We start from the raw sequence: 25953 nt of genomic DNA, 5'->3' as shown, positions 1-25953 counted from the left end.
CTCGCATCTCGCATCTCGCATCTCGCATCTCGCATCTCGCATCTCGCATCTCGCATCTCGCATCTCGCATCTCGCATCTCGCAGTATATTACAAGCAACAAAAAGCCCCGCAAGCTTTCACTTGCGGGGCTTTTTTAGTTAATTTAGAAAAGGGCTAATTACTTACCAGCTTCTTTTTCTGCTTTAACTTTAGCGATTACTTCTTCTGCCACGTTCATTGGACATGGAGAGTACTGTGCGAATTCCATAGAGAATTGGCCACGGCCTGAAGTAATTGTACGTAAGTGACCGATGTAACCAAACATTTCTGAAAGTGGTACGTCAGCTTTAATACGAACGCCAGTTACGCCAGCTTGTTGATCTTTGATCATGCCACGACGACGGTTAAGGTCACCGATAACATCACCAACGTGATCTTCTGGAGTAAATACGTCAACGTTCATGATTGGCTCAAGAAGTTGCGCGCCAGCTTTAGGCATAGATTGACGGAATGCACCTTTCGCTGCGATTTCAAATGCGATTGCAGATGAATCGACTGCGTGGAAACCACCATCGTAAAGTTCAACTTCAACGTCTAGCGTAGGGAAGCCAGCTAGTACGCCGTTTTCCATCATGCCACCAAAGCCTTTCTCAACAGCAGGCCAGAATTCTTTAGGTACGTTACCGCCAACAACTTTTGAAGAGAACGTAAAGCCAGAACCAGGTTCGCCAGGCTTGATACGGTAATCGATCTTACCGAATTGACCAGAACCACCAGACTGTTTCTTATGCGTGTAGCTATCTTCAATTGCTTGAGTGATAGTTTCACGGTAAGCAACTTGAGGAGCACCAACTGTTAGGTCAACGCCGTAAGTACGCTTAAGGATATCTACCTTGATGTCTAGGTGAAGCTCACCCATACCTTTCAGGATAGTTTCGCCAGTTTCTTCGTCAGTTTCAACTTGGAAAGATGGATCTTCTGCAACCATTTTACCGATAGCGATACCCATTTTCTCAGAACCGCCTTTATCTTTTGGAGATACAGCGATAGAGATTACTGGAGTTGGGAAAACCATTGGCTCAAGCGTTACTTGATCTTTAGGATCACATAGAGTGTGACCTGTTTGCACGTTCTTCATACCAACGATCGCAATGATGTCACCAGCTTGTGCGCTAGTTAGTTCGTTACGGTCATCAGCTTGCATCTCAACCATACGGCCAACACGCTCAGTTTTACCTGTGAATGAGTTAAGAATCGTGTCGCCTTTGTTCAATTTACCAGAGTAAATACGAACGAAAGTTAGAGCACCGAAACGGTCATCCATGATTTTGAATGCAAGAGCTTTAAACGTTTCTTCAGTAGAAACGATAGCGTGCTTACCAGTTTCTTCACCGTTCTCATCCATTAGAGGTTGAGGATCAACTTCAGTTGGAGAAGGTAGGTAATCTACAACTGCGTCAAGGATGATTTGAACACCCTTGTTCTTGAATGCAGAACCACAGTAAGTTGGGAAGAACGCTAGGTCACGAGTACCTTTACGGATACAACGCTTGATGTCTTCGATAGAAGGCTCTTCACCTTCCATGTAAGCTTCCATTAGGTCATCATCTTGCTCTACAGCAGTTTCGATTAGCTCTTCACGGTATTGCTCTACGTCGTCTACCATGTCCGCAGGAACATCTAGGATTTCGTAGTTTTCAGGAAGACCAGTGTCATCCCAAACGTATGCTTTACGGCTTAGAAGGTCTACAACACCCACGAATTCATCTTCGCGGCCGATTGGTAGAACCATAACTAGAGGAGTTGCGCCTAGAACGTTTTTAACTTGGTCAACAACGTTGTAGAAATCTGCACCCATACGGTCTAGTTTGTTAACGAAGATCAGACGAGATACTTCTGATTCGTTAGCGTAGCGCCAGTTAGTTTCTGATTGTGGTTCAACACCACCAGAACCACAGAATACACCGATACCGCCATCAAGTACTTTAAGAGAACGGTATACTTCAACTGTGAAGTCAACGTGTCCAGGAGTATCGATAACGTTTAGACGGTGACCGTTCCAGAAACAGCTTACAGCTGCTGATTGGATAGTAATTCCGCGCTCAGCTTCCTGTTCCATGAAGTCAGTAGTTGATTCGCCATCATGTACTTCACCAGTCTTGTGGATCTGACCAGTTAGCTTAAGGATACGCTCAGTGGTAGTTGTTTTACCCGCATCAACGTGCGCGAAAATACCAATGTTTCTGTATTTCGATAAATCTGCCATTGTCTTACTCTGTTAATAGGATATAAAATGCGCGCAGAGTATATCACAATCTGTGAGGACTGATAGCTTTGCATGCATTTGGGACTAAAAAACTTTGCCTTTTCGTAACAAAAACGAAAAGGCAATCTGTAGAAACAATCTAAATGATTGTTAGGTTTAGTGCTAACCTAAAGCGCAATTAGCGTTTAAGTTAGACTGAATTTCTGCTGTATAGAGTAGCTGAAGTGAGCTCAATTACAACTCATCAAAAGCATTAATTGCCTCTGATAATTTTTTCACGCCATGGATCTGCATTCCTGGAATGCCCCCTTTTGGCATGTTGGCCGCCGGAACAATCGCTCTCTTAAAGCCATGTTTAAATGCCTCATTTAAGCGCTCTTGCCCGCTCGGTACAGGTCGAATCTCACCCGCTAGACCTACTTCGCCAAAAACCACCACATCTTTTGGTAATGCGCGGTCTCTGAAACTAGAAAGTAGTGCCATCACCAATGCGAGATCGGCACTGGTTTCGGTTACTTTAACACCACCGACGACATTCACAAACACATCTTGGTCAGCCATTTGTAAGCCGCCATGTTTATGCAGCACGGCTAATAACAGTGAAAGCCTGTTTTGCTCTAGACCAACAGCAACACGACGTGGATTAGCGAGCTGGGAATAGTCCACCAGCGCTTGGATTTCAACAAGAAGTGGACGTGTCCCTTCCCACACAACCATCACCGAACTGCCCGAGGTTTCTTCTTCACCGCGAGACAAGAAAATAGCCGATGGGTTGCTGACTTCTTTTAGTCCTTGGCCTGTCATCGCAAACACACCCAACTCATTGACCGCACCAAAACGGTTTTTATGGCTACGCAGGGTTCTAAAACGACTATCGGTTCCGCCATCTAACAGCACGGAACAGTCAATAATGTGTTCCAGTACTTTTGGCCCCGCTAATGTGCCGTCTTTAGTTACGTGTCCCACCAAGAACACCGCAACGTTGTTCTGTTTCGCATAGCGCGTTAATGCGGTTGCTGACTCACGAACTTGAGCAACACTGCCCGGAGACGATTGAACATCAGCGACATGCATAACTTGGATTGAGTCGATAACCATGATCTTAGGTTGCTCTTTTTCGGCAACCTGACAGATCTTATCAACATTGGTTTCAGAGAGCATTTTGAGATGTTCTTTCGGTAAACCGAGTCGAGAGGCACGCATCGCGACTTGTTGCAGTGATTCTTCACCTGTGACATAAAGTGTTGGCAACTGAGAAGAGAGCTGACACATGGTCTGCAATAACAGCGTTGATTTACCGGCACCAGGGTTACCACCAATCAGAATTGCAGCGCCAGGTACAACACCACCACCGAGCACGCGGTCGAGTTCTTTGAAACCACTGCTAAAGCGAGGGACTTCTTGCAGGTTAATTTCCGATAATGTCTGAACGCTCGATTCTGTTGCCCCACCTGCGTAACCACCACTGAGTCGTTCATTACGCGCAACTTGAGGTGAAGCCGCTAGCCTAACTTCGGTAATCGTGTTCCAAGCACCACATGCATTGCACTGCCCCTGCCAACGTGGAAAGTCAGCACCACAGTCATTACACACATAAGCTCGTTTTGCCTTTGCCATAAAACCTCAATAATTTACTCAGTTACACAATGATGTTGTCAATTTGTGACTTATTTGACCGTACGGGTGAAAATAAAAGTTGCAGTCATACCACTTATACTTAAAGATCGATTTAAACTAGTCGATAACATAAACGTACCGTCCATTCTAACAAGAAAAGTATGCAGCAATCTGAAATTCTATCTGTAGCAGAGCGACTCATCCCAGCCTACCACGCTGAGGATTTCGACTTCCTTCTTTCTCAAATGACAGAAGGTGAATCCCCGTCTCTGAAATTGCTCGTTAAAATGGAACTGAATCGTATCATGGCTCCGTGCACAAAGAGCATTGATTTACGCGGACGTATTGACACTGAATGTCGTCAATTTACGTTAGATGGTCGTAAACACTGGCTTGATGATATTGCTTTGAACGCGTATCAACGTGGTACTAAAAAGTTTAAAGGCTATACAGAGGGCGCGTGGGAGTTAGTGATGACTCCGCGAACTCAGCCACTTCGTAATATCGTTAAAACCTCGTCTCAACATAATCAAGATCTCACTAACGCTAATAGCCCATATGAAGCGGAAGCCATTAACCTCGGTTACGACTTAAAGCGTCAAGAAAACAGACTCAAGATTAGCTCACAGGTTGAGATCACCACATCTAAAGGCCAAAGCCTACACGGTGTGACGGTTGATATTTCCCCGTCGGGTGCAAAATTCAAGGTACCAAGCGCCTTTAAGTACAACCTCGGTGAGATCATCAGCGTTAAGTTCACAGAGCTTATCGAAAAGTCGCAAGAAAACGATGTTTACCAAGCGGTCGAATTCCGCGTTCTGGGCATTGATGAATCTTACGAGAATAACGCCGTCAAATTCTTAAGAACCATCAAAGTAAGCAACAACAATATTGTAGCCCGCTTGCTTGATGAGTCTTTGAATAGCTCAAGCAAGAAAACCAGCCATGAGAATCAAGATAGAATCATTCGAACTCGTACTCGAGGTATCGAACACACCTATCTCAAACACACCTGTAATCTTCCTCTTTTCTTTAGCGGCAGTGAGCTAAAGCTTGCTCTACTTACGGATAACAACCATCCGCTGTGGCAATACTGGCACGATGAACGAAACCAACAAGCATTGGGTACCCTGTTCAACGAACAACGAATGAACTTGCTGGCTAAACCTGGCGTAAAGGGAACCAGTAACGTTATTTACTCGTTTACTCATGAGCATCAAGACAAGACCTTGTTCTACTCAATGATGCTTCCTGAAGCCTCTCGTGAGCAAAGACAGTTGTTCTGGCACATCGGTGGTAAACGTAAAAGCTGGAAGGCGTTCAAGTTCTCAGTGTTCGAACTTTCAGACACCGAGCGACAAGCCTTAGCCAAGCACTCGGATACGTTAGCTCAAAGCTCAGCACAACTGACGCATTGTGGAATCTTACAAGAGATTGGCGATCACGAAAGTGCGGCTGACTATCTATTGAGTGAAAAACCGCGCATTCCAAGCAGTGAACTGAACCGCTTCCGTCATCCGCGCTCTGTAGTGGGGAATATTCAAAGTATCTACTTCGACTCTCAAACTCGTCGCAAAGAACCGAGGTATCAATTTAAGTCACCGTTGCAGCTCACCTCACAAGATGGCGCCGCGGCTAACGGACATACCTTAGATATCTCCAAACGTGGACTCAGCATTGCTCTTGAGCATCCAATGGTACTCAAGATTAATGACCCGGTATTAGTGAACTTCAATGAACTGCAGCTCTACGACAAAAACCTGCCATTAAGCACCGTGCCTTACCACGTGATTCGAGTCAGCCCGAATGGTCGCAACGTGCAGTTGGTTATCGCCGAGAACACGAAGACAATGCGTACTATCGCCTTTCTCAATGGGCTTATCGATCAAAACCAAAGCAAGTTGATTAAGAAGAAAGAGATACTGCCAACACACTCTCTGCTCGAGTCTCTACACAACATTTTGTTGAGCAAGATGGTCAGCAACCCAATATTCATTGATAAACCGGGCTCAACACTGCGTTGTAAGATCATTGGCGTAAACTTCCCGCTGAATAAACACTTAGCACTGCTCGCTAAGCTTGGCCACAACCAAAAGTTCTCACTCGAACCTATTTTCAAAGGGCACTCTAACTCGCTGCTGGCTGAACCACTGAAAAGAATTGAAGGTGCAGAACCGAAGCATCATGACGTGTACATTGCCGCAGTGAAGTTTGGTGACAAGATCCAATCCGTACACACGAAGTTGGTCAAAGACTTCGCCTCGGCAAAGGAACGCATCTTATTCATCAAGAAAGCTCAACATTTAGGTGACGTGTATGTACTACGAGTCACTACTGCACCTATTTTTAATCCGCTAACGAGTTTATTCCAGTCTGATTTAGAAGAGCTCTCGCGCATCAGCATGCACCAAGCTAAGAAGCTAGAGAATGAGGTCACGTCTTTTATTGGTTATGGTGAGATAGAAGATATTACCGATGAAGTGTTGATTCGATTGGAGCTGACACGCTAGCCTCCAGCTGCGTTTTAACTTGAACATAAAATAGAAAAAGCAGGCTGATAGCCTGCTTTTTTTGTATCCGTTATACCGCCCTAAATATGACTAAGGCTTCGCTTGCCAGCTGATTTTTTGCTGCTTAGCTAACACACCCGACAAGATGCAAAGTACCCCGCCTAAACCGGCATAACGCACAGCGGTTTGAGCTTGTTGCTCTACTTTTGGTTTCGCATGATAGGCGATGCCTAAACCTGCAGAACCCATCATAACCAAGTCATTAGCACCATCACCAACGGCAACAGTGTTATGCAGTTCCAATTCGTATTCTTCAGCCAACTCTACCAAGATATCCGCTTTAGTCTGCGCCGAAACAACATCGCCTAAGACTTCACCCGTCAATTTACCATTAATGATTTCAAGCGTGTTTGACTGAGCGTGGTCAAGATCAAGCGTATCTTTCAGATAGTCAGAGAAGTAAGTAAAGCCACCTGAAGCAATTGCCGTCTTCCAACCAAGCTTATTCAGAGTATTCACTAGCTCAACCAAGTCTGGCATGAATGGCAGTGATTGACGCACTTGCTCCAAAATAGATTCATCCGCACCTTTCAGTGCGCCTACTCGTTGACGTAGGCTCTGTTCAAAGTCGAGCTCACCTTGCATTGCTCGCTCGGTGATTTCAGAGACTAATTCCCCCACACCAGCTAGCTTTGCAATCTCATCGATACATTCAATTTGAATCGCTGTGGAATCCATATCCATTACAATCAAACCTGGCTTAGATAGGTCTGGGACCTCGCTAAGGCAAGCATAATCAAGCTTTAAGACCTGTAGGATTTCTTCGTGCGCTGGTGTTAGGTTGCCTGACATCAAAGCCACTTCATAATGCCCTACCTTCCACGTATCAAGAATGGTGTTGTAAGTGCCTGTGAAAAAATCGATGTCATCGAATGATTGTGGTGATAGATACTCACCGAATACAATCCAGTTGGCTTTGGCTTTAGCGAGTTGAGAAGCGAAACGAGTCTCGGGGAGTCGAGTTAATAATGTCGTATGCCTTTTAATCGGCAGATATTTCTGAGCGTCCATGTGTATGATTCCTAATTAACTATGCTAAACGTTAACCTATTGCAATTTGAAAACGCAAGTCTCAATATGTCTTAATCATAACATTTGTTTATTTCAGGCTTCGTGAAACATGAATGAATCATTGTTCTCAATTCGTAACGCTTTACGAATGCTAGCCCTCATTTTGTTGGCTACTATGTTCGTTGTAACGATTAAAAATACAGTCGTGATCAGTAAAGGTAACGAGAAGATCCAAGCAAAACAGCTAGAAACGCTGACTAAGTTGCTTATCTCTCAGGCATCACTTTCTGCCAGTAAAGCGATCACACAACAAGACCAAGAGCGACTGCTTGATCTCACCAATCAGCTGTCTCAGGATCGCTTGGTATTCGATACCACGATATACGATGCAGAGGGGATTCGACTGGCTTCGAGTGAAAAAGCACTCTCAGTACGCGAAGTTCTAGGCTTAGATACGCCACTTTCAACAGCAAGTATCGGCAGACAGCAATTAGTTGAACCTATCTACTCTCCAGAGAAAGCGATCATTGGATTCATTCGTGTGACCTTTGAAACGGGTAAGATGACGGCGATTTCTGATCACCATTATCGTAAAAGTGATCGCTACATGATCGGCATGGTGTTGATGGGGTTTGTCAGTGGCGTGCTGTTTGTCATGCTCATTCGTAGAAGAAAAACCAAGTCTGGTGAGAACTTGCTGCTTAAGAATGCAAACTCATAAGCTTTGTCATAGGTCATAGGGTCTTGGGTCTTGGGTCTTGGGTCTTGGGTCTTGGAATCACGAAATAAAAACCTCGGATTAGGCAAGATGAATTATTTCGATTGAAATCACATAGCCTTCAGAATCCAAGAAATAGCGCTCAGTAAGACATCATTACCAATAAAAAGCCCCGACGCTCAGGCAGCAACGGGGCTTTTTGTTATCTGTTAATTTGGCTAGCTATATTTATTCGAGAGCTAGAAACGACTTAAACCACAAAGTAACTCTTACTCTTGATCACCAAGAAGCACAGAGTCTAGTGCGATAACCATCATGTCGTTGAAGGTCGTTTGACGCTCATCTGATGTGGTTTGCTCACCAGTTTTGATGTGATCAGAAACAGTACAAATAGTCAGAGCTTTTGCGCCGTATTCAGCACACACACCATAGATACCTGCAGCTTCCATCTCGACGCCAACAATGCCGTACTTATCCATCACCTCAAACATCTCTGGATCTGGCGTGTAGAACAACTCCGCTGAGAACAGGTTGCCCACTTTTACGTCTACACCACGCGCTTTTGCTGCATCTTCTGCCGCACGCACCATTTTGTAATCCGCAATAGCCGCGAAGTCATGACCTTTAAAGCGAATACGGTTCACTTTTGAGTCAGTACACGCGCCCATGCCAATCACCACATCACGCACTTTGATATCTTCACTCACTGCACCACAACTGCCGACACGAATGATCTTTTTTACACCAAAGTCTTTGATCAGCTCAGTCGCGTAAATAGAACAAGATGGAATGCCCATACCGTGCCCCATAACCGAAACCTTACGACCTTTGTAAGTACCCGTGTAACCAAACATATTACGAACATCACACACCTGAACCACTTCTTCTAAGAAGGTTTCAGCGATGTATTTAGCACGTAGCGGATCGCCTGGCATTAGAACTACGTCAGCGAAATCACCCATTTCAGCATTAATATGTGGAGTAGCCATTGAAAATATCCTTAATCTCAAAACAAAAAAGAAGAGAGAGGTTTCCCTCTCTCTTAGTTAACCATTACAGAAAGCTTGTACCGTATCCCATTGGCGATGTGCCAAAGTATGACGCTAAGCTTTGACCGATATCAGCGAAGGTATCACGACGGCCTAGAGAGCCTGCTGGAACCTTGTTACCGTAAACAATCACAGGGATATGTTCACGAGTATGGTCTGAACCCGGCCATGTTGGGTCACAACCGTGGTCTGCAGTTAGGATAAGCACGTCATCTTCTTTCATCATATCGATGATTTCATGGATGCGGCCATCAAAGTACTCAAGCGCAGCTGCGTAACCGGCAACATCACGACGGTGGCCGTATGCTGAGTCGAAATCAACGAAGTTAGTGAACACGATGGTGTTGTCGCCCGCTTCAGTGATCGCTTCTTTGGTTGCTTCAAATAGCGCTGGAATACCTGTTGCTTTGGTTTTCTGAGTGATACCACAACCTGCGTAGATGTCAGAGATCTTACCGATTGAGTGAACGTTGCCGCCCTTCTCATCAACCAGTTTCTGAAGTACCGTCGCCGCTGGTGGCTCAACAGAAAGGTCACGACGGTTACCAGTACGTTCGAATTGACCTTTACCTGCGCCAATAAACGGACGAGCGATAACACGACCAATGTTGTAGTCAGCTAGCTCTTCACGAGCAATCTGACAAAGATCTAATAGGTTTTGTAGGCCGAATGTCTCTTCATGACATGCGATCTGGAAAACAGAGTCTGCAGAAGTGTAGAAGATTGGCAGGCCAGTCTTCATGTGTTCTTCACCTAGGTTATCTAGGATTTCTGTACCCGATGAGTGGCAGTTACCTAAGAAGTCAGACAGACCAGCACGCTCAAGGATGCGATCAGTCAGTTCTTTTGGAAAGCTGTTCTCTTTGTCGGTGAAGTAGCCCCAGTCAAACAATACCGGCACACCTGCGATTTCCCAGTGACCTGATGGCGTGTCTTTACCAGAAGACAGCTCAGCCGCGTGACCGTAAGCTCCAATGATCTCAGCGTCTGCGTCCATACCAGGAGCAAAGCGACCTGTAGACTCTTTGTGAGCCATCGCTAAACCTAGCTTAGACAGGTTTGGCAGCGTTAGTGGACCTTTACGATCCGCGTTGTCTGCAAGGCCTTGATCACAATGGTCAGCAATGTGACCCATTGTATCCGAACCTACATCGCCGAATGTGTCAGCATCCGCTGTTTCACCGATACCGAATGAATCTAAAACTAAAATAAATGCTCTTTTCATTTTCTTCACCAACTTATTGCTCTTTGCACCAGAACTCTGTTTATCGGTATACACGAGGTATACCGATATCTGTTATTTACACGTCTTCAGAACGAATCTGACGGTAAACATCTGGCGTTGCTGTATATTCTCCGCCCACAGTGATTGCATTTTGTAATGCCGTCGCAGCTTCTTGCCACTGTTGTTCATTGCGAGCATGAATCATTGCTAATGGTTTATCATCGCTTGCTACTTCGCCAAGGCGAATGAAGCTATCAAAACCGACTGCGTAATCAATGCTGTCTGTTGCTACGCGGCGACCACCGCCCATACCAACGACAGCCATACCAATTGCACGCGTATCCATCGCTGATACTACACCGCTTTCGAGTGCGTACACTGGTTTAACAATTTCTGCTTTTTCTAGGTAGTTATCGTAGTTCGTTACGAAATCTACTGGACCACCAAGGCCCGCTACCATCTTACCGAAGCACTCTGCTGCTTTACCGTTATCCAGTACTGCCATCAGTTTTTCACGCGCTTCATCTGAATCTTTTGCTAGGTTACCCAGCACCAACATTTCCGCACACGACGCTAGCGTGATTTCCAACAAACGTGGATTACGGTATTCGCCTGTTAGGAATTGAACCGCTTCACGGACTTCAACTGCGTTACCCGCTGAAGAAGCCAGAACTTGGTTCATGTCCGTTAGGATTGCTGTTGTTTTAGTGCCTGCACCGTTTGCTACTGCAACGATAGATTTTGCTAACTCTTCAGATGCTTCATACGTTGGCATGAATGCGCCTGAACCGACTTTTACGTCCATTACTAGAGAATCAAGACCAGCGGCCAGTTTCTTAGATAGGATGGAAGCGGTGATCAGTGAGATGTTGTCTACTGTTGCTGTGATATCACGAGTTGCGTAAACACGCTTGTCAGCAGGAGCTAGATCGCCTGTTTGACCGATGATCGCCACGCCAGCTTCTTTGGTTACGGCACCAAACACATCGTTGGTTGGTGTAATGTTGTAACCAGAGATAGATTCTAGCTTGTCTAGCGTACCGCCAGTGTGGCCTAAACCACGACCAGAGATCATTGGAACGAAACCGCCACATGCTGCCACCATAGGGCCAAGCATCAGAGAAGTTACGTCGCCAACACCACCAGTAGAGTGTTTATCAACGATTGGGCCATCAAAGTTCATGTGGCTCCAGTCAATCACCATGCCTGAATCACGCATTGCACATGTTAGTGCGATACGCTCTGGCATCGTCATTTCATTAAAAAAGATAGCCATTGCGAATGCGGCAATTTGGCCTTCAGAAACCGTGTTTTTAGCGACACCTTGGATGAAAAAGTTAATTTCTTCTGTGGTCAGTACTTCGTTATCACGTTTTCTGCGAATAATTTCTTGAGGTAGATACATTAGTGCCTCCCAAACTCTAGAGAGTATGGTGTGTAGGGAAAGAGGTAATATGGAGTGACTTAACGCCACTCCATCAAACAGACTTGTTATTATCAATACTCTAAATATTTGGCGTTGCAGCTAGGCGACCAGTTAGTTCATTCCTATGAGCATAGAAACTCTATGTGATTAGGATGAACTTACGCAGTCAACAACGCTGCGGCGTCAAATATGACGAGTAAATTAGTATGCTGCTGGATCAGCAGTCTCGTCTGTCACTTCTAATGTATTAAGAAGGTTAGTCAGTAGGCTTGAAGCACCAAAACGGTAGTGCATATTGTCTGCCCACTCAGCTCCTAGTAGCTCATCAGCCATTGCTAGGTAAGCTTGAGCATCTTCAGCTGTACGAACGCCACCAGCTGGTTTGAAACCAACTGTTTTAGCAACGCCCATGTCACGAATAACTTCAAGCATCATGCGCGCGAACTCAGGAGTCGCGTTTACTGGCACTTTACCTGTTGAAGTCTTGATGAAATCTGCGCCCGCTTCGATACAGATTTGAGAAGCTTTCTTGATCAGTGCTTCTTCTTTAAGCTCACCAGTTTCGATGATCACTTTAAGCGTGATATCACCACAAGCTGCTTTACATTGTTTAACTAGCTCAAAGCCAACTTCTTCGTTGCCAGCAATAAGAGCACGGTATGGGAATACTACGTCAACTTCGTCTGCGCCGTACGCTACCGCTGCTTTTGTTTCTGCAACAGCAATTTCGATGTCGTCATTACCATGAGGGAAGTTAGTTACAGTCGCAATGCGTACTTCTGGAGTACCTTGCTCACGCAACGCTTTCTTAGCGGCTGGGATAAAGCGAGGGTAAATACAGATTGCAGCGGTGTTGCCAACTGCAGTCTTCGCGTCATGACAAAGCGCCACTACTTTCTCAGTAGTATCGTCGTCATTTAGCGTCGTTAGGTCCATAAGTTTAAGTGCACGTAGAGCTGCTGCTTTTAAATCGCTCATTTCTATCTCCGATCAATATATTCAAATAGTTAACTACTTCGCCACCCATCCAGTATAGATGGATAATTAAAAATGCTCAGTAGCCACAAATGAACGGACTTGGTTCCCTGAAGACTTGATAACTTTCGCTACCAATTGCAATCCTTGTCACCGCACAGTACCAGTTTGGTCTATGGCACAACAAATCAGTCATGTTGTGTCTAACATCTATAGCGTATCGCTAAGTTTGGCTTAATCCCAGAAGAATAACCTTTAGATAAATCCAAGCGGTTACTTTCTTGCCAACAGAGATATCCTATCCCTTAAGCTTATACATTATAGGTATCCATCAATAAATTGTAGTGCTCCTTAGAACGCAAACGGTTTGTATCTCAAAAAAACATTCTAGACCCATTTTCGACTCCGAGCATATGTTCATGCTCTTGCAAAAATCATGGGGCCTAAAAACAAAAAAGCCCCGTAGCAATTTCTTGCTACGGGGCGATATTATTATGGCGTCTATATATCGATTTCTAACTAATTAGAAAGACAGGAAGAAGCCAGCAATTGTTGCTGCCATCAGGTTAGATAGAGTACCAGCAATAACCGCTTTAACACCCATACGAGCGATGTCGTGGCGACGGCTTGGTGCAATACCACCTAGGCCACCTAGAAGAATCGCAATTGAAGAAAGGTTTGCGAAACCACATAGAGCGAACGAGATAATTGCTTGAGTCTTAACAGACATTACTTGGCCAGTCGCTTCAACTATTTGAGCGTTCTCACCGATGTATGGTACGAAGTTTAGGTATGCAACGAATTCGTTAACAACTGTCTTCTGACCAATGAAAGAACCAGCGATAGTTGCTTCTTCCCATGGAACACCAATGATGAATGCTAACGGTGCGAAGATCCAACCTAGAAGAAGTTCTAGAGTTAGGTGTTCCATACCGAACCAACCACCGATGCCACCAAGGATACCGTTGATTAGAGCAATTAGACCGATGAATGCTAGTAGCATTGCACCAACGTTAAGAGCTAGTTGTAGACCAACTGATGCGCCACCTGCTGCTGCGTCGATAACGTTAGCTGGTTTGTCATCGCCACCGTCCATTTCGTCAGCGATGTTATCGTCTGGCGTATCTGTTTCAGGCTTGATGATTTTAGCGAATAGTAGACCACCAGGTGCTGCCATGAATGACGCTGCAACTAGGTACTCTAGAGGTACACCCATAGATGCGTAACCTGCTAGTACACCACCAGCTACAGAAGCCAAACCACCACACATTACTGCGAATAGTTCAGAGTTAGTCATTTTAGGAACAAAAGGACGAACAACTAGAGGTGCTTCTGTTTGACCAACGAAAATGTTTGCTGCTGCAGACATAGACTCGGCGCGAGAAGTACCTAGAGCTTTCTGAAGACCACCACCAAGAACTTTGATTACAATTTGCATTACACCAATGTAGTAAAGTACAGAGATAAGTGCAGAGAAGAAAATCAGAGTTGGTAGTACTTGGAAAGCAAAGATGAAACCGATACCGTCAACTGAGAAGTTAACTAGGCTGCCGAATAGGAAACCAGTACCGTCTTTACCGTAGTCGATCACGTTTGCTACACCAGCAGAGAAACCTGCAAGTAGATCACGACCCCAAGGGATGTAAAGTACGAATGCACCAAGTGCGAATTGGATAGCGAAAGCGCCACCCACTGTTCTTAGATTAATAGCTTTGCGGTTGTCAGATAGTAGTACTGCGATTGCAATCAGTGCAACCATTCCGACGAGGCTCATAAACAGGCTCATAGTTTATGACTTCCTTATTAGTTATTTATTGGCGTGTTACAAAATGGGGCTATAAAGCGGAGGCAATTATACTCATGCGACCACTAATAAAGTAATGCCGTCCTCACACTTTCGTACAAGATTCATGTACCATTCACACGCAAATGTGAACCAAATCACAAGCTCAGTGCAATTTACGCAAACGATAAACAAAAACCTTCGATTTTATTCACATATACCGAATGCACGATGGCTACTTTGCCAAATTTGCGCTGCAACCGATTGCTTTGGCTCTTTTCTAAGCAAAAAAAGTTCATTTAAGATCGTAACTAAATGCTTGGAATGATTAACATTTCCTTGGTTTCCATACATGGGCATGTCCGGAGCATCCGTTTCCAATACCAAGCATTCAAGAGGCAGTTTTGCGATGGTTGTGCGTGTTTTTTGTGCTCTTGGGTAAGTAATCGTTCCACCGACACCAATATAGAAACCGAGCTTGATCCACGCCAAAGCTTGCTGTTCACTCCCTGAAAAACCGTGAATCACCCCGCCAAAAGTGAACTTGTGCTGCTTTAATAATTCAATGAGTCGGTTATAAGACTTCCTCTCATGGATGATCAAAGGCAGCTCAAATGCCTTCGCTAGCTCCATTTGTTGGATGAAAAAGCGTTCTTGTTTCTCCCGCTCGACATCGACAAAAAAGTCGAGACCACACTCTCCTATCGCAACGCATTGACCGGTTTTTGATGAAAGTAATTGGCGAAGTTCCGAAAATTGCTCATCCTTAGCTTGCTCTAAAAAGTAAGGGTGAAAACCTAAGGCGTAGTAAACATTAGGGTAAGATTTGGCGATTTTATCGATCTTCGACCAGTTACTTTGGCCAATAGAAGGAATAAGAATCTTCTCGACTTGAGCTTGTTTCGCTTCTTTAAGATAGCTATCAATACTTTGATCCGGTGTAAAACCTTGCTCAAACGCCTCAAAATCCGCATGGCAATGAGTATCAAACAGCGGAAAGTCACTTATTTGCTGTGTCATCTTCCCTACTCTCTGTTTGTTTCCCTTGGGGATCACGACGATAAGCAACACAACTGCGCTTGTTCTCAGGCGTTAAACCAAGCTCTTCACACCACTTATCGTATTTCTTAATCCAAGCTTTTATCCAACTGAACATAATTGCCTCTAACCTCAGCCTCTAAACCTTAAATAAAACGCATTAAAAAACGCCTACTGCAGAACAATAGACGTTTTTGTTTAACTCGAATAGATCGCGGAGAAATTAGTGCTCGCGCGTCGCTCGGAACTGAACGTCAGGGAAACGCTCAGAAGCTAGGTTCAAGTTCACCATTGTAGGTGCGATGTAAGACAGGTTATCACCACCATCTAACGCTAGGTTAGCTTGGTTCTTACGTTTGAACTCTTCTAGTTTCTTCACGTCATCACATTCAACCCAGCGAGCTGTTGCAACGTTAACACCTTCGTAGATAGCTTCTACGTTGTATTCCGCTTTCAAGCGCGCCACAACCACGTCGAACTGAAGGACACCAACCGCACCAACGATCAGGTCGTTGTTCTGCATAGGACGGAATACTTGTACTGCGCCCTCTTCTGAAAGCTGAACTAAGCCTTTTAGAAGTTGCTTCTGCTTCAGTGGATCGCGTAGACGGATACGACGGAATAGCTCAGGTGCGAAGTTAGGAATACCAGCGAACTTAAGGCTTTCGCCTTGAGTAAAGGTATCACCAATCTGGATTGTGCCATGGTTATGCAAGCCAATGATGTCACCAGCATACGCTTTTTCAGCTCGCGCACGGTCGCCCGCCATGAAAGTTACCGCATCCGAAATACTTACGTTCTTGCCAGTACGAACATGATTCATCTTCATACCTTGGTTGTAAGTACCCGAAACGATACGCATGAATGCGATACGGTCACGGTGTTTTGGATCCATGTTTGCTTGGATCTTAAAGACGAAGCCAGAGAACTTCTCTTCTGTCGCTTCAACATCACGCTCGTTAGCTTGACGAGTTTGAGGACCCGGAGCCCATTTCGTTAGACCATCAAGCATGTGGTCAACACCAAAGTTACCCAATGCCGTACCGAAGTAAACAGGCGTTAGTTCACCAGCAAGGAACAAATCGAGATCAAACTCAGGACATGCGCCAATAACCAATTCAAGCTCTTCACGAACACTGCTCGCCAGATCTTCGCCAACAGCTTCGTCTAGTTCAGGGTTATCTAAACCTTTAATGATGCGAACTTCTTGGATCTCATGGCCGTGGCCAGATTCGTACAAGATCGTTTCATCACGATGAATGTGATAAACACCTTTAAACTCTTTACCACAACCGATTGGCCATGAGATTGGAGCACAAGCCATACCTAGCTCGCTTTCCACTTCATCAAGCACTTCCATTGGGTCACGAACGTCACGGTCAAGTTTGTTCATAAACGTTACGATTGGAGTATCACGTAGGCGTGTTACTTCCATCAGTTTACGAGTACGATCCTCGACACCTTTCGCAGCATCGATAACCATCAAACAAGAGTCAACCGCTGTTAGTGTACGGTACGTATCTTCCGAGAAATCTTCGTGTCCTGGAGTATCTAGTAGGTTTACTAGGCAATCATTGTATGGGAATTGCATTACCGACGTGGTTACCGAAATACCACGTTCTTTTTCCATCTCCATCCAGTCAGATTTAGCGTGCTGGTTAGAGCCACGACCTTTTACGGTACCCGCTTTTTGAATTGCGTTTCCGAATAAAAGAACTTTTTCAGTAATCGTGGTTTTACCCGCATCCGGGTGAGAGATAATTGCAAACGTTCTACGTTTGCTCACTTCTTGTTGGAAAGACATAGTCGCCCTTTGCTGATCTAAAGCGTAAAAAGGGCAAGTAGATAATACTTGCCCTTGAATTCTGTGTGCGGATTATACAGAAAGCGAGTCACTTTCTAAAGGGTCAGTTTACACCCTATTTTGTGGCTAATTCTGTGGTTAGTTATCTAGTCGACTAAAAGACGTAACATGACTAGCTAAACGACATAAAAAGATAGCTCATAATGATCGCATCTTCGTGGCCTTGCTTGGTTGGGTAATAGTTACGGCGACGGTCAACTTCATTAAAGCCAGCCTTCTCGTAAAGATTGAAAGCATTCACATTACTTTCGCGAACTTCCAGCCAAGCACTTTCCGCGTCAGCTTGTTCACACATATCGAGAAAGTGTTCAACCAAAGCCTTGCCGTAGCCTTTACCTTGCTGCTTAGGGTCAACCGCTATCGTCAGCAAAGTCACTTCACCGACAATGTTCTGAGCATAGAAATAGCCGACAACCTTTCCATCGACTTCTAAAACACGGTGGCTGCCTCCACGACTATTAAGATCACGGATCATATTTTCAGACCAAGGATGAGAATGCGCGGTCTGCTCAATTTGCCAAATTGCGTCTAGGTGTTGTTCTGAAGTTGGTAAAAGTTGATTAGTCATAAGCACAAATTTGTTGCCATAAGTCGCGGCGATGTTGGTTATTACCGTTAATGTCAGACAGTAATGGAGATTGAAGTGTTTTTGCCTTCAGTTCATGGGCAGATTCGCAACCAGCAAACCATACCCATTCAACCGAACCTAAATCCACAGCAGACAAGTGTTGTGGTTGAAGGTGTAAAGCCTGAGATAAGTCGAACTTGATACTTTTAAGTACGCGTTCAAACATCACAGCGAGATCTTTCTGAGGTTTTTCAGGCGAAACCAGTAGCAACTTACAGTCGCTCGATAGTGGAATCAATTCAGATTCGTAGCCAACCAAACGCTCTGGGTGACTAAGCTCCCATTGGCTGATGCCCATCTCTTGCAGGTATTGTGCGTGTGTTTGTGACATATCTAGCGGTGTAACCTTAGGTTTGTTGGTATTGCTCTTCTTAGAGCGAACTGAAAAGGAGCTCATTGGGGCTGATACTAACAAAAAATAAAGGAGCATCAAGCTCCTTTATTTAGACTAAATCAGTTTGTATCGGATTACGTGGTAAATCAGCTTATAAGTCGTTGAACTCTGGGCTGTAAGCAATCTCACCAGAATGCCCAGCAAACACCCCCTCTACCAACTCAATCGCTTGGAAAGCACCTTCAGGTACATCCCAAACACAACTCAGGCCAAACTCGCTCGCAGCCTTAAAACCAAAGCGGCCGTAGTAAGCAGGATCACCAAGCACAACACAGGCTGGGTAACCGAAATCTACCAATGTAGAAAATGCGTCTTCAACCAGTGATTTGGCAATACCTTGATTGCGGTACTCTTCTTTCACTGCGAGAGGCGCAAGTCCCTGCCAGTTATGATCGTCACCATGGAGAGTGATAGGGCTAAACATCAGGTGACCAACCACCTCGCCCTCATCAGAACAAGCCACCAGCGATAGCGTTAAATGGCTATTCTCACGCAAGCTCATAACCAAATTAGCTTCTGCATCTGTTTCAAAAACAGATTTCAATAAACGATCAATGACAAGTATATCTGCCGGTGCTTCAGTTCGAATAAGCATTCATTACCTCACTTTGTGTATCTGGGGATTGTACTCCCTTCTGCACAAAATCAGCTAATTGATTTAACAAAGTTTTCATAGGAGTCGGCAATACGTCTAAATCTACGCTATCCATCAAGTTTTTGACTTCTAAACCAAGCTCTGTATCGCCCTCAATAGACAGTCTACGTTGAAAGAAAAGCGTATCTGGGTCTTCTTTACGCCCGGCAATCAACACAAGATCGTTAAGGTTTCCGCTAAAGCTTACATCTTCAACAACCTCGTTATCAGCTACAACTAGTTGCTCATTTTGATAGCTAATACACCAACTTAACCCCATATCTTTTATTGAGACTTTAAGCCACTTGTCTTCTAAGAATTCAAAGTCACCGTCCTCTAAAGCTTCCTTAAAGACATTCTTAAGCGCCTCCAATAAGGCTCTTTTTTGTACTGTTTTAGGCAATAACTGGACTGGAGATCGCAAAATTGATGCGGCATTTTGAACTAGTTGAGTGCGAATCTTGTTTATCACGTGACTTATCCGTAACTTTGTCAATAATATGGAATGCATCATAGATGATGTTGAAATCTCAGTTACTGTTATGTATCAAATTAACTTCGGTTTGATACTCGACCTTTAATATCCTGAAAATCACAGTTATAGTAACTCAGGTCATGAGAATTACAGCGGATCGCTGTACTCACAGGTAAATATCGATAACCACACAAAAAGTAATAAATATTTATCGATAGTGAATATTCAAGCTCTTGGAGAATTGGTAGTACTTTGATGCCTCCCCAGCAACTACAACATTGGTTTACCCAGCTAACAGCAAACAGTCCGTTCTTTTTTGCGGTACTTGACGCCCAACATAACTATTTTATGGTTAATGAGCGTTACTGCGATATTGCTGGTTTGAGTAAAACCGAGCTTGCTGGCATGAATGACCGCCAAACATTAGGTGAGCAATTCTACCAACATCTTAAGCCTTACTATGAGCGTGCATTCAATGGCGAAACGATTGAGGCCGAAGTCACTCTCAACGAAACTGACCTCGATACCAGCCTTCATTTCAGCCTATCTCCGCTAACGAATGGCAACAAAACCGACTACATTGTCTTTCATGCCTTCGACACATCAGAAAACCAAGTACTTGCCCGTTCTTTAGAAGAATCCGAAGCGAAATTCCACAAGCTATCTCACCTACTCCCAGACGGATTACTGTTAGTTGAAAGTGACTACATCTTGTCATCAAACCCAGCAGCAGCACGCTTGCTCGGCTTTAACTCCACCACCGAGTTAATTGGCGAAGAGTTGGGACGATTATTCATCGATGAACAAACCAAAACAGTCTTCAATAATAACCTCAGTTCTATTATTTCCGAGTCTGGTTTGGTTTGTTTAACGGGTGCCCGATGCGGCTTTGAACGTAAGGTTCAACTCAACATCGACTCCACCACTATTCTTGGAAGTAACACTCAGCTGGTGCTTATCCAAGATGCACAAGAGACCACAAAGCAGTATACGCCTGCAAACAGTGAAGATGCCTACATCGATGCACTAACCAAGCTCTACAACCGAGTTGGGTTCACCAAACGTCTTGAACAGTTCATTCAAAACGATACGCCAGTTGTGATGCTCTACTTAGATATTGATAACTTTAAGAATATCAATGATTCACTCGGTCATCACATTGGCGATAAAGTGATTAAAGAGGTTGCTTCACGCCTAAAACGTTTACTGCCTCGTCAGGCCGTTATTGGTCATTTAGGCGGGGATGAGTTTGGTATTATCCTGCCAGAACCTGAACATCAGCGAACGCCTGAAATGCTCGCTGAAAAGATCATTTCCCTGATCAATCAACCCTTCGATCTTCACCACTTTAGTAAGCGCTTAGCCTGCTCGATTGGCAGCGTGAGCTTTCCTCAAGATGGCACCGATGCTCGTATCTTGCTGCAAAACGCCGATACCGCAATGTATGAAGCGAAAGATCGTGGACGTAACCGCCTGATCAAGTTCAACGAACAGATGAACAAAGAAGCGCGTATGCGATTGTGGTTGGAGATAGAGCTACAAAAAGCACTGCAACAGAATGGACTTGAGGTTTGGTATCAACCTAAGGTCAACGCGCGTGATTTCACCATCAACGGTGCAGAAGCGTTAGTGCGCTGGAAGCACCCAGTAGAAGGCTACATCAGCCCTGCAGCATTTATCCCTGTAGCGGAACGAGCTGGCCTTATTGAACAACTTGGCCGAGTGGTGATGCGTGAAGTATTTGCGACAGTTAAGCGTTGGAAGATGCAAGGTATCCTGCCTGGTCGAGTGGCGATCAACTTGTCTCCAGAGCAGTTTGGCAATCCAAAACTAATTGATTACGTTGAAAAGCTACTCCGTTCAACAGAGCTTGATCCAAGCGCGATTACTTTTGAGCTGACAGAAAGCGCAGTGATGAGTGATAGTGAACACACACTTCAAATGCTTAACGCTATAAAGAAACTCGGCTTTGCTTTATCTATCGATGATTTTGGTACGGGCTACTCTTCTCTGTCTTATTTGGCTCGCTTCCCAATTGATGAGCTTAAGATTGACCGTGCTTTCATTTCTGATATCGATACGCTACCAAAGCAAATTACAGTAATCGAAAACATCATCAACCTTGGTAAATCTCTCGATTTAACCGTAGTGGCAGAAGGCGTCGAAACCAGTGAACAAGCGACGCTTCTATCAAACCTCAACTGTAGCTCCATTCAAGGTTTCCACTTCTATCGTCCTCAACCAAAACAAGACGTCGAAGAGCTGTTTGCCCAAAATCGTCGCCATAAGAACTAGTACACGATTCAACTACCCCCCAGTCAAAAGCCACACCAAAGCACAAAAGCCTTACTAGTCAGTACCCCAAACGGAGTAAAAGCAGATTTATCCATCTAAACCTGCCTTACATCAATTCCGTCATTCATAATTCTTCATAAAATACTCGCTTCAATTTCATTCTACTGGTAGTGAGCAAATGGAACTCTTATGCCCAGCGGGTAACTTACCTGCTTTGAAAACCGCTATTGATTGTGGTGCGGATGCTGTCTATATCGGATTCAAAGACGATACCAATGCCCGACACTTTGCAGGCCTTAACTTTGCGGGTAAAAAGCTCGATCGTGCTGTGCAGTATGTGCATGACCGCAACAAGAAAATTCACGTTGCCTTAAATACTTTTGCTCACCCAAATGGCTTCGAACGCTGGACAAATGCCGTAGATAACGCCGCAGCACTAGGTGTTGATGCGCTGATCATTGCTGATATCGCAGTGCTTGAGTACGCAGCAAACAAATATCCAGAACTAGAATTGCATCTATCGGTTCAAGCTTCTGCGACCAATGCGGCTGCAATCGACTTCTACCACAAGAACTTCAATGTAAAGCGTGTGGTATTGCCTCGCGTATTGTCGATTCATCAGGTCAAACAGCTTTCTCGTAACATCACCTCTGACGTTGACCTTGAAGTATTCGCTTTCGGTAGTTTATGTATCATGGCTGAAGGCCGTTGCTACCTCTCTTCATACATGACCGGTGAATCCCCTAACACGGTAGGCGCTTGTTCTCCGGCGAAATATGTACGCTGGCAAGAAACAGAAACCGGCCTAGAGTCGCGCTTGAATGAAATTCTTATCGACAAGTACGTAGCAGGCGAAAACGCGGGCTACCCAACACTGTGTAAGGGTCGTTTTGAGGCGGATATCGATGGCGAACGCAAGCGCTACCATGCACTTGAAGAGCCAACTAGCCTTAATACACTATCCATGTTGCCAGAGCTATTCGCAGCAAATGTTGCTTCAGTGAAGATTGAAGGTCGTCAGCGTAGCCCAGCTTATGTAGAACAAGTGACTCGTACGTGGCGTGCGGCCATTGATCGCTATTTAGCGAATCCAGAACAATACCAAGTAGAACAAGCTTGGAATGCGACACTGGCGAATGTATCTGAAGGCACACAAACCACTCTTGGTGCTTACCACCGCAAATGGCAATAGCGCCAAATGGAGAACTCAATGAAATACGCATTAGGCCCTCTACTCTACTTTTGGCCAAAACAGGACGTTGAAAGCTTCTATGAGCAAGCAAAGTCTAGCTCTGCCGACATCATCTACCTTGGTGAAGCCGTGTGTTCAAAGCGTCGTGAGATGAAAGCCAAACACTGGATGGACATTGCCAAAGAGCTGTCTGCTTCAGGTAAGCAAGTGGTTCTATCGACGATGGCGTTGTTGGAAGCGCCAAGCGAAGTCAACATCATGAAGAAGTACATTGATAACGGTGACTTTGCGATTGAAGCCAACGACGTGTCTGCGATTCAATTAGCAAGCGAAAGCAAAGTGCCTTTTGTGGTTGGCCCGGCGGTTAACACCTACAACGCACGTACTCTGAACCTGTTCTTGAAACAAGGTATGACGCGTTGGTGTATGCCTGTTGAGCTTTCTCGCGAATGGCTAAGCAACGTAATGACACAGTGCGAAGAGCTTAATATCCGTAATAAGTTCGAAGTAGAAGTATTTAGCCACGGCTACCTACCGCTTGCTTACTCAGCACGATGCTTTACCGCTCGCGCAGAAAACAAAGCCAAAGACGATTGCGAAACCTGCTGCATCAAATACCCTACAGGCCTACAGGTCGATAGCCAAGAAGGCCAGTCAGTCTTTAACCTTAACGGTATTCAAACTCAATCCGGTTACTGCTACAACCTAGTCAATGATCTACCGAGTATGCATGACTTGGTTGATGTGGTTCGTTTAAGCCCATTAGGCATCGATACCTTCTCTGAAATCAATAACTTCAGAGCGAACGAACAAGGTCAAAACCCAAAGACCATTGAAAGCCGCCAATGCAACGGTTATTGGCATCAGCTTGCGGGTTTAGACGTTAAGAACATCTAGTTCTTCGAATTGAACTTGTCAGCAACAGATACAAAAAAGGTCTAGCATTCGCTAGACCTTTTTTATTTAGCTAAAAAAAGCGACCTATGCTGTCACTGTTTCTAGCGGCGCATCGTCGAGCTTCTTTACGTCTTTATAGAGCATAATCATAACCACTACGCTTAGCGCGATGTTAGACAGTGGATAGGCAATCCAGATCCCCGGCACACCGTACAATTTAGGCATGATGTACAAGAAAGGTAACTGGATAAGCATATTACCTATCGTTACAAACATCGCCTTAGTGCCCTTGTTCACCGCCTGATAGTAAGCACCCGCTACCACCAAGAAGCCATCAAGCGCCAGTGCAAACATGTGCAGTCGGATACCCAACACTGTGTACTCGACTAGCTGAGGTTCATCCGAACTAAACACAGAAACGAACTCACGTGGGAATGCGTTCAGCAGCAATACAAACGCGACACCGATCAAGACTGAACTCACCATCGCAATCTTAAGTAACTTACGAATATTGGCTTGATTACGCGCACCATGGTTGTAACTCACTAATGGCTGCATGCCGTTGGCAATACCTTCCGCCGTGAGATAATAAACCGTCACTATGTAGCCCAAAATAGCGTAAGCACCAATCATCAGCTGGTCGCCATATTGAGAGAACAAGGCATTGTGCAGCGCCACCATCATCGAACCGTAAGCGTACATAAAGAAGCTTGAGGTACCAATGGCGAAGATTTCAGGAATCACCGATAACTTCAGTCTCAGTTCATTCCAACGTAAGCGTAAGTTTGCTCGACGTGAGAAAAAGTAAGCCAACCCCAAACCCGTTACCACAAACTGAGCAATTGCGGTTGCCAATGCTGCACCCTTCAACTCCCAACCAAGCTGCGCGATAAATAGGTAATCCAATACAATGTTAATCACCGCACCGACAATCATCAGTATGGTGGCCAAGTTAGGACTGTCATCGTTACGCAGTAAAAACGGCATCGCGATAGAGCCTAAAGTGAAGACACTAGCGCCAATCAGAATATGTAAGTATTGCAGGCCTAGTTCATACACTCGCCCTTCAGCCCCCTGCCAAAGCAAGAAGTTATCGGCAAACAGAAACAACAATCCAGAAACAATGGGGGTTATCGCCAACAACAATGTTAGACCGGTTGCTAAGATCTGCTTAGCGCCTTTGGTGTCTTTTTCTCCTTGGCGAATCGAGACAAGCGCACCCGTCCCCACGCCCACTAGCATACCAATACCGAGGATCGACCCAATAACAGGCCACGCGACGTTAATGCCCGCAAGTCCATCGGCCCCCACATAACGGCCAATGAAAATACCATCCACCACTTGGTAAAGGCCATTAACTAACATGGCCGCTACCGTAGGAATTGTGTATCGCCAGAATTGACGACTAATTGAGTTACTCATTTCTTACTCTACTTTCTTCAGTGAGTCGCATATCAATGGGATATGACTCGTAAAACTAGTTAACAAGGCTAACTAAATATCTAAATTATTTATTTCAAAGCCTTGTTTAATAATAGGTTCAGCTGGTGAGATTCTTGCTCAGACAAGCGACTTTCCAGTACCTGTGCCATGACCTGATAGATTTTACTTTCTTCTTCCAAACCGACTTCAGCCTTTTGGGTCAAAATCACCAGCTTTGATCTCGCATCTTCAAGAGACGCTTTGCGCTCAACTAGACCTTTTCTTTCTAGCCTTTGAACCATAGTCGTCGCAGAAGGTTTTGTCACCTGCATCTCAATAGCGAGGTCTGTTAGTCGAATAGGCTCTAACGATGCTTGAATGACCTTCAAATAATCGTACTCATTGAAGCTCAACTGGCAGATAGGATCTTCATTAACTTGAGTTCGCCATATCTTAGAAGCAAAGCGTTCAATTTTTTCTAGATTTTGGTCCAG

The 25953-nt window shown here is 44.8% G+C and carries 22 protein-coding genes; 5 read left to right on the top strand and 17 right to left on the bottom strand.

Translation table 11 applies throughout. The annotated features are described in order from the left end of the window. Positions 1-158 precede the first annotated feature (158 nt). Both fusA and radA read right to left on the bottom strand, forming a co-directional pair. Positions 159-2246, bottom strand: coding sequence for an elongation factor G (gene fusA / locus AACR09_RS02160; protein WP_017084234.1), 2088 nt, complete (start codon positions 2244-2246; stop codon positions 159-161). Between the two features lie 234 nt (positions 2247-2480). Then, entirely contained in the window at positions 2481-3863 is a 1383-nt protein-coding gene (radA, locus tag AACR09_RS02155) for a DNA repair protein RadA (protein WP_004734470.1), read from the bottom strand. Positions 3864-4024: 161 nt separating this feature from the next. On the opposite strand from radA, the gene AACR09_RS02150 reads away from it, so the two are divergent. Next, on the top strand, positions 4025-6373 hold the full coding sequence (locus AACR09_RS02150) for a PilZ domain-containing protein (protein ID WP_193835945.1): 2349 nt from the start codon (positions 4025-4027) through the stop codon (positions 6371-6373). Between the two features lie 90 nt (positions 6374-6463). Here the strand turns inward: AACR09_RS02150 and serB are convergent, their stop codons facing one another. Next, positions 6464-7444 (bottom strand): phosphoserine phosphatase, encoded by a 981-nt coding sequence (gene serB / locus AACR09_RS02145; protein ID WP_193835944.1) that lies wholly within the window; start codon positions 7442-7444, stop codon positions 6464-6466. Between the two features lie 109 nt (positions 7445-7553). Between serB and AACR09_RS02140 the strand changes: the two genes are divergently transcribed. Beyond that, entirely contained in the window at positions 7554-8165 is a 612-nt protein-coding gene (locus tag AACR09_RS02140; protein ID WP_017080011.1) for a YtjB family periplasmic protein, read from the top strand. A 266-nt stretch (positions 8166-8431) separates the two neighbouring features. On the opposite strand, the gene deoD is transcribed toward AACR09_RS02140, so the two are convergent. From deoD to ubiT, 12 genes are all read right to left on the bottom strand, one after another. Further along, entirely contained in the window at positions 8432-9151 is a 720-nt protein-coding gene (gene deoD, locus AACR09_RS02135; RefSeq protein WP_004734474.1) for a purine-nucleoside phosphorylase, read from the bottom strand. A gap of 64 nt (positions 9152-9215) precedes the next feature. Then, positions 9216-10436 (bottom strand): phosphopentomutase, encoded by a 1221-nt coding sequence (locus AACR09_RS02130; RefSeq protein WP_193835943.1) that lies wholly within the window; start codon positions 10434-10436, stop codon positions 9216-9218. A 76-nt stretch (positions 10437-10512) separates the two neighbouring features. Further along, positions 10513-11841, bottom strand: coding sequence for a thymidine phosphorylase (gene deoA / locus AACR09_RS02125; RefSeq protein ID WP_193835942.1), 1329 nt, complete (start codon positions 11839-11841; stop codon positions 10513-10515). A 222-nt stretch (positions 11842-12063) separates the two neighbouring features. Continuing rightward, the gene (deoC, locus tag AACR09_RS02120) at positions 12064-12840 is read right to left on the bottom strand and encodes a deoxyribose-phosphate aldolase (protein WP_017080007.1); all 777 of its coding nucleotides are present in this window, start codon (positions 12838-12840) and stop codon (positions 12064-12066) included. 520 nt (positions 12841-13360) lie between these two features. Then, positions 13361-14623, bottom strand: coding sequence for a NupC/NupG family nucleoside CNT transporter (locus AACR09_RS02115; RefSeq protein ID WP_017108773.1), 1263 nt, complete (start codon positions 14621-14623; stop codon positions 13361-13363). 204 nt (positions 14624-14827) lie between these two features. Further along, the gene (locus AACR09_RS02110; protein WP_416222637.1) at positions 14828-15691 is read right to left on the bottom strand and encodes a TatD family hydrolase; all 864 of its coding nucleotides are present in this window, start codon (positions 15689-15691) and stop codon (positions 14828-14830) included. Further along, positions 15621-15776: a DUF5363 family protein gene (locus AACR09_RS02105; protein ID WP_157936365.1), complete on the bottom strand. Its 156-nt coding sequence runs from the start codon at positions 15774-15776 to the stop codon at positions 15621-15623. Before AACR09_RS02105 ends, AACR09_RS02110 begins: the two co-directional genes overlap by 71 nt. Before the next feature lie 105 nt (positions 15777-15881). Beyond that, the gene (gene prfC, locus AACR09_RS02100) at positions 15882-17462 is read right to left on the bottom strand and encodes a peptide chain release factor 3 (protein ID WP_004734481.1); all 1581 of its coding nucleotides are present in this window, start codon (positions 17460-17462) and stop codon (positions 15882-15884) included. A 172-nt stretch (positions 17463-17634) separates the two neighbouring features. Then, complete coding sequence (gene rimI, locus AACR09_RS02095; RefSeq protein ID WP_102534917.1) at positions 17635-18090, bottom strand: ribosomal protein S18-alanine N-acetyltransferase; 456 nt, start codon at positions 18088-18090, stop codon at positions 17635-17637. Continuing rightward, on the bottom strand, positions 18083-18481 hold the full coding sequence (locus tag AACR09_RS02090; protein ID WP_193836207.1) for a DNA polymerase III subunit psi: 399 nt from the start codon (positions 18479-18481) through the stop codon (positions 18083-18085). Before AACR09_RS02090 ends, rimI begins: the two co-directional genes overlap by 8 nt. A gap of 154 nt (positions 18482-18635) precedes the next feature. Further along, positions 18636-19139: a GNAT family N-acetyltransferase gene (locus AACR09_RS02085; RefSeq protein WP_004734484.1), complete on the bottom strand. Its 504-nt coding sequence runs from the start codon at positions 19137-19139 to the stop codon at positions 18636-18638. Then, the gene (gene ubiT, locus AACR09_RS02080) at positions 19123-19650 is read right to left on the bottom strand and encodes a ubiquinone anaerobic biosynthesis accessory factor UbiT (RefSeq protein WP_004734485.1); all 528 of its coding nucleotides are present in this window, start codon (positions 19648-19650) and stop codon (positions 19123-19125) included. Before ubiT ends, AACR09_RS02085 begins: the two co-directional genes overlap by 17 nt. A 258-nt stretch (positions 19651-19908) precedes the next feature. Here ubiT and AACR09_RS02075 point away from each other — a divergent pair, with 258 nt between their 5' ends. The 3 genes from AACR09_RS02075 to AACR09_RS02065 all read left to right on the top strand — a co-directional run bounded on the left by AACR09_RS02075 (position 19909) and on the right by AACR09_RS02065 (position 24037). After that, on the top strand, positions 19909-21948 hold the full coding sequence (locus AACR09_RS02075; RefSeq protein ID WP_017084241.1) for a sensor domain-containing protein: 2040 nt from the start codon (positions 19909-19911) through the stop codon (positions 21946-21948). Positions 21949-22126: 178 nt separating this feature from the next. After that, positions 22127-23140 (top strand): ubiquinone anaerobic biosynthesis protein UbiU, encoded by a 1014-nt coding sequence (ubiU, locus tag AACR09_RS02070; RefSeq protein ID WP_102455927.1) that lies wholly within the window; start codon positions 22127-22129, stop codon positions 23138-23140. Positions 23141-23158: 18 nt separating this feature from the next. After that, positions 23159-24037 (top strand): U32 family peptidase, encoded by an 879-nt coding sequence (locus tag AACR09_RS02065; protein ID WP_004734488.1) that lies wholly within the window; start codon positions 23159-23161, stop codon positions 24035-24037. 84 nt (positions 24038-24121) lie between these two features. Here the strand turns inward: AACR09_RS02065 and AACR09_RS02060 are convergent, their stop codons facing one another. Both AACR09_RS02060 and AACR09_RS02055 read right to left on the bottom strand, forming a co-directional pair. Beyond that, entirely contained in the window at positions 24122-25459 is a 1338-nt protein-coding gene (locus AACR09_RS02060; RefSeq protein ID WP_193835941.1) for an MATE family efflux transporter, read from the bottom strand. Positions 25460-25548: 89 nt separating this feature from the next. After that, positions 25549-25953, bottom strand: a 405-nt coding sequence (locus AACR09_RS02055) for a MarR family winged helix-turn-helix transcriptional regulator (RefSeq protein ID WP_228010903.1), incomplete at its 5' end; no start/stop codon positions are given.

This window comes from Vibrio sp. OPT20 (assembly GCF_963889365.1).
GTDB lineage: Bacteria > Pseudomonadota > Gammaproteobacteria > Enterobacterales > Vibrionaceae > Vibrio > Vibrio splendidus.
This window is presented reverse-complemented; position numbering and strand designations above follow the sequence as displayed.

Coding starts and splice junctions, on each gene's coding strand:
- rimI (WP_102534917.1), bottom strand. CDS start 18,090: ATGACTAATCAACTTTTACCAACTTCAGAACAACACCTAGACGCAATT.
- deoD (WP_004734474.1), bottom strand. CDS start 9,151: ATGGCTACTCCACATATTAATGCTGAAATGGGTGATTTCGCTGACGTA.
- AACR09_RS02090 (WP_193836207.1), bottom strand. CDS start 18,481: ATGTCACAAACACACGCACAATACCTGCAAGAGATGGGCATCAGCCAA.
- AACR09_RS02140 (WP_017080011.1), top strand. CDS start 7,554: ATGAATGAATCATTGTTCTCAATTCGTAACGCTTTACGAATGCTAGCC.
- AACR09_RS02075 (WP_017084241.1), top strand. CDS start 19,909: ATGCCTCCCCAGCAACTACAACATTGGTTTACCCAGCTAACAGCAAAC.
- deoA (WP_193835942.1), bottom strand. CDS start 11,841: ATGTATCTACCTCAAGAAATTATTCGCAGAAAACGTGATAACGAAGTA.
- AACR09_RS02130 (WP_193835943.1), bottom strand. CDS start 10,436: ATGAAAAGAGCATTTATTTTAGTTTTAGATTCATTCGGTATCGGTGAA.
- deoC (WP_017080007.1), bottom strand. CDS start 12,840: ATGAGCGATTTAAAAGCAGCAGCTCTACGTGCACTTAAACTTATGGAC.
- AACR09_RS02150 (WP_193835945.1), top strand. CDS start 4,025: ATGCAGCAATCTGAAATTCTATCTGTAGCAGAGCGACTCATCCCAGCC.
- AACR09_RS02085 (WP_004734484.1), bottom strand. CDS start 19,139: ATGCTTATTCGAACTGAAGCACCGGCAGATATACTTGTCATTGATCGT.
- AACR09_RS02060 (WP_193835941.1), bottom strand. CDS start 25,459: ATGAGTAACTCAATTAGTCGTCAATTCTGGCGATACACAATTCCTACG.
- prfC (WP_004734481.1), bottom strand. CDS start 17,462: ATGTCTTTCCAACAAGAAGTGAGCAAACGTAGAACGTTTGCAATTATC.
- fusA (WP_017084234.1), bottom strand. CDS start 2,246: ATGGCAGATTTATCGAAATACAGAAACATTGGTATTTTCGCGCACGTT.
- radA (WP_004734470.1), bottom strand. CDS start 3,863: ATGGCAAAGGCAAAACGAGCTTATGTGTGTAATGACTGTGGTGCTGAC.
- AACR09_RS02105 (WP_157936365.1), bottom strand. CDS start 15,776: ATGTTCAGTTGGATAAAAGCTTGGATTAAGAAATACGATAAGTGGTGT.
- AACR09_RS02065 (WP_004734488.1), top strand. CDS start 23,159: ATGAAATACGCATTAGGCCCTCTACTCTACTTTTGGCCAAAACAGGAC.
- AACR09_RS02115 (WP_017108773.1), bottom strand. CDS start 14,623: ATGAGCCTGTTTATGAGCCTCGTCGGAATGGTTGCACTGATTGCAATC.
- serB (WP_193835944.1), bottom strand. CDS start 7,444: ATGGACGCTCAGAAATATCTGCCGATTAAAAGGCATACGACATTATTA.
- ubiU (WP_102455927.1), top strand. CDS start 22,127: ATGGAACTCTTATGCCCAGCGGGTAACTTACCTGCTTTGAAAACCGCT.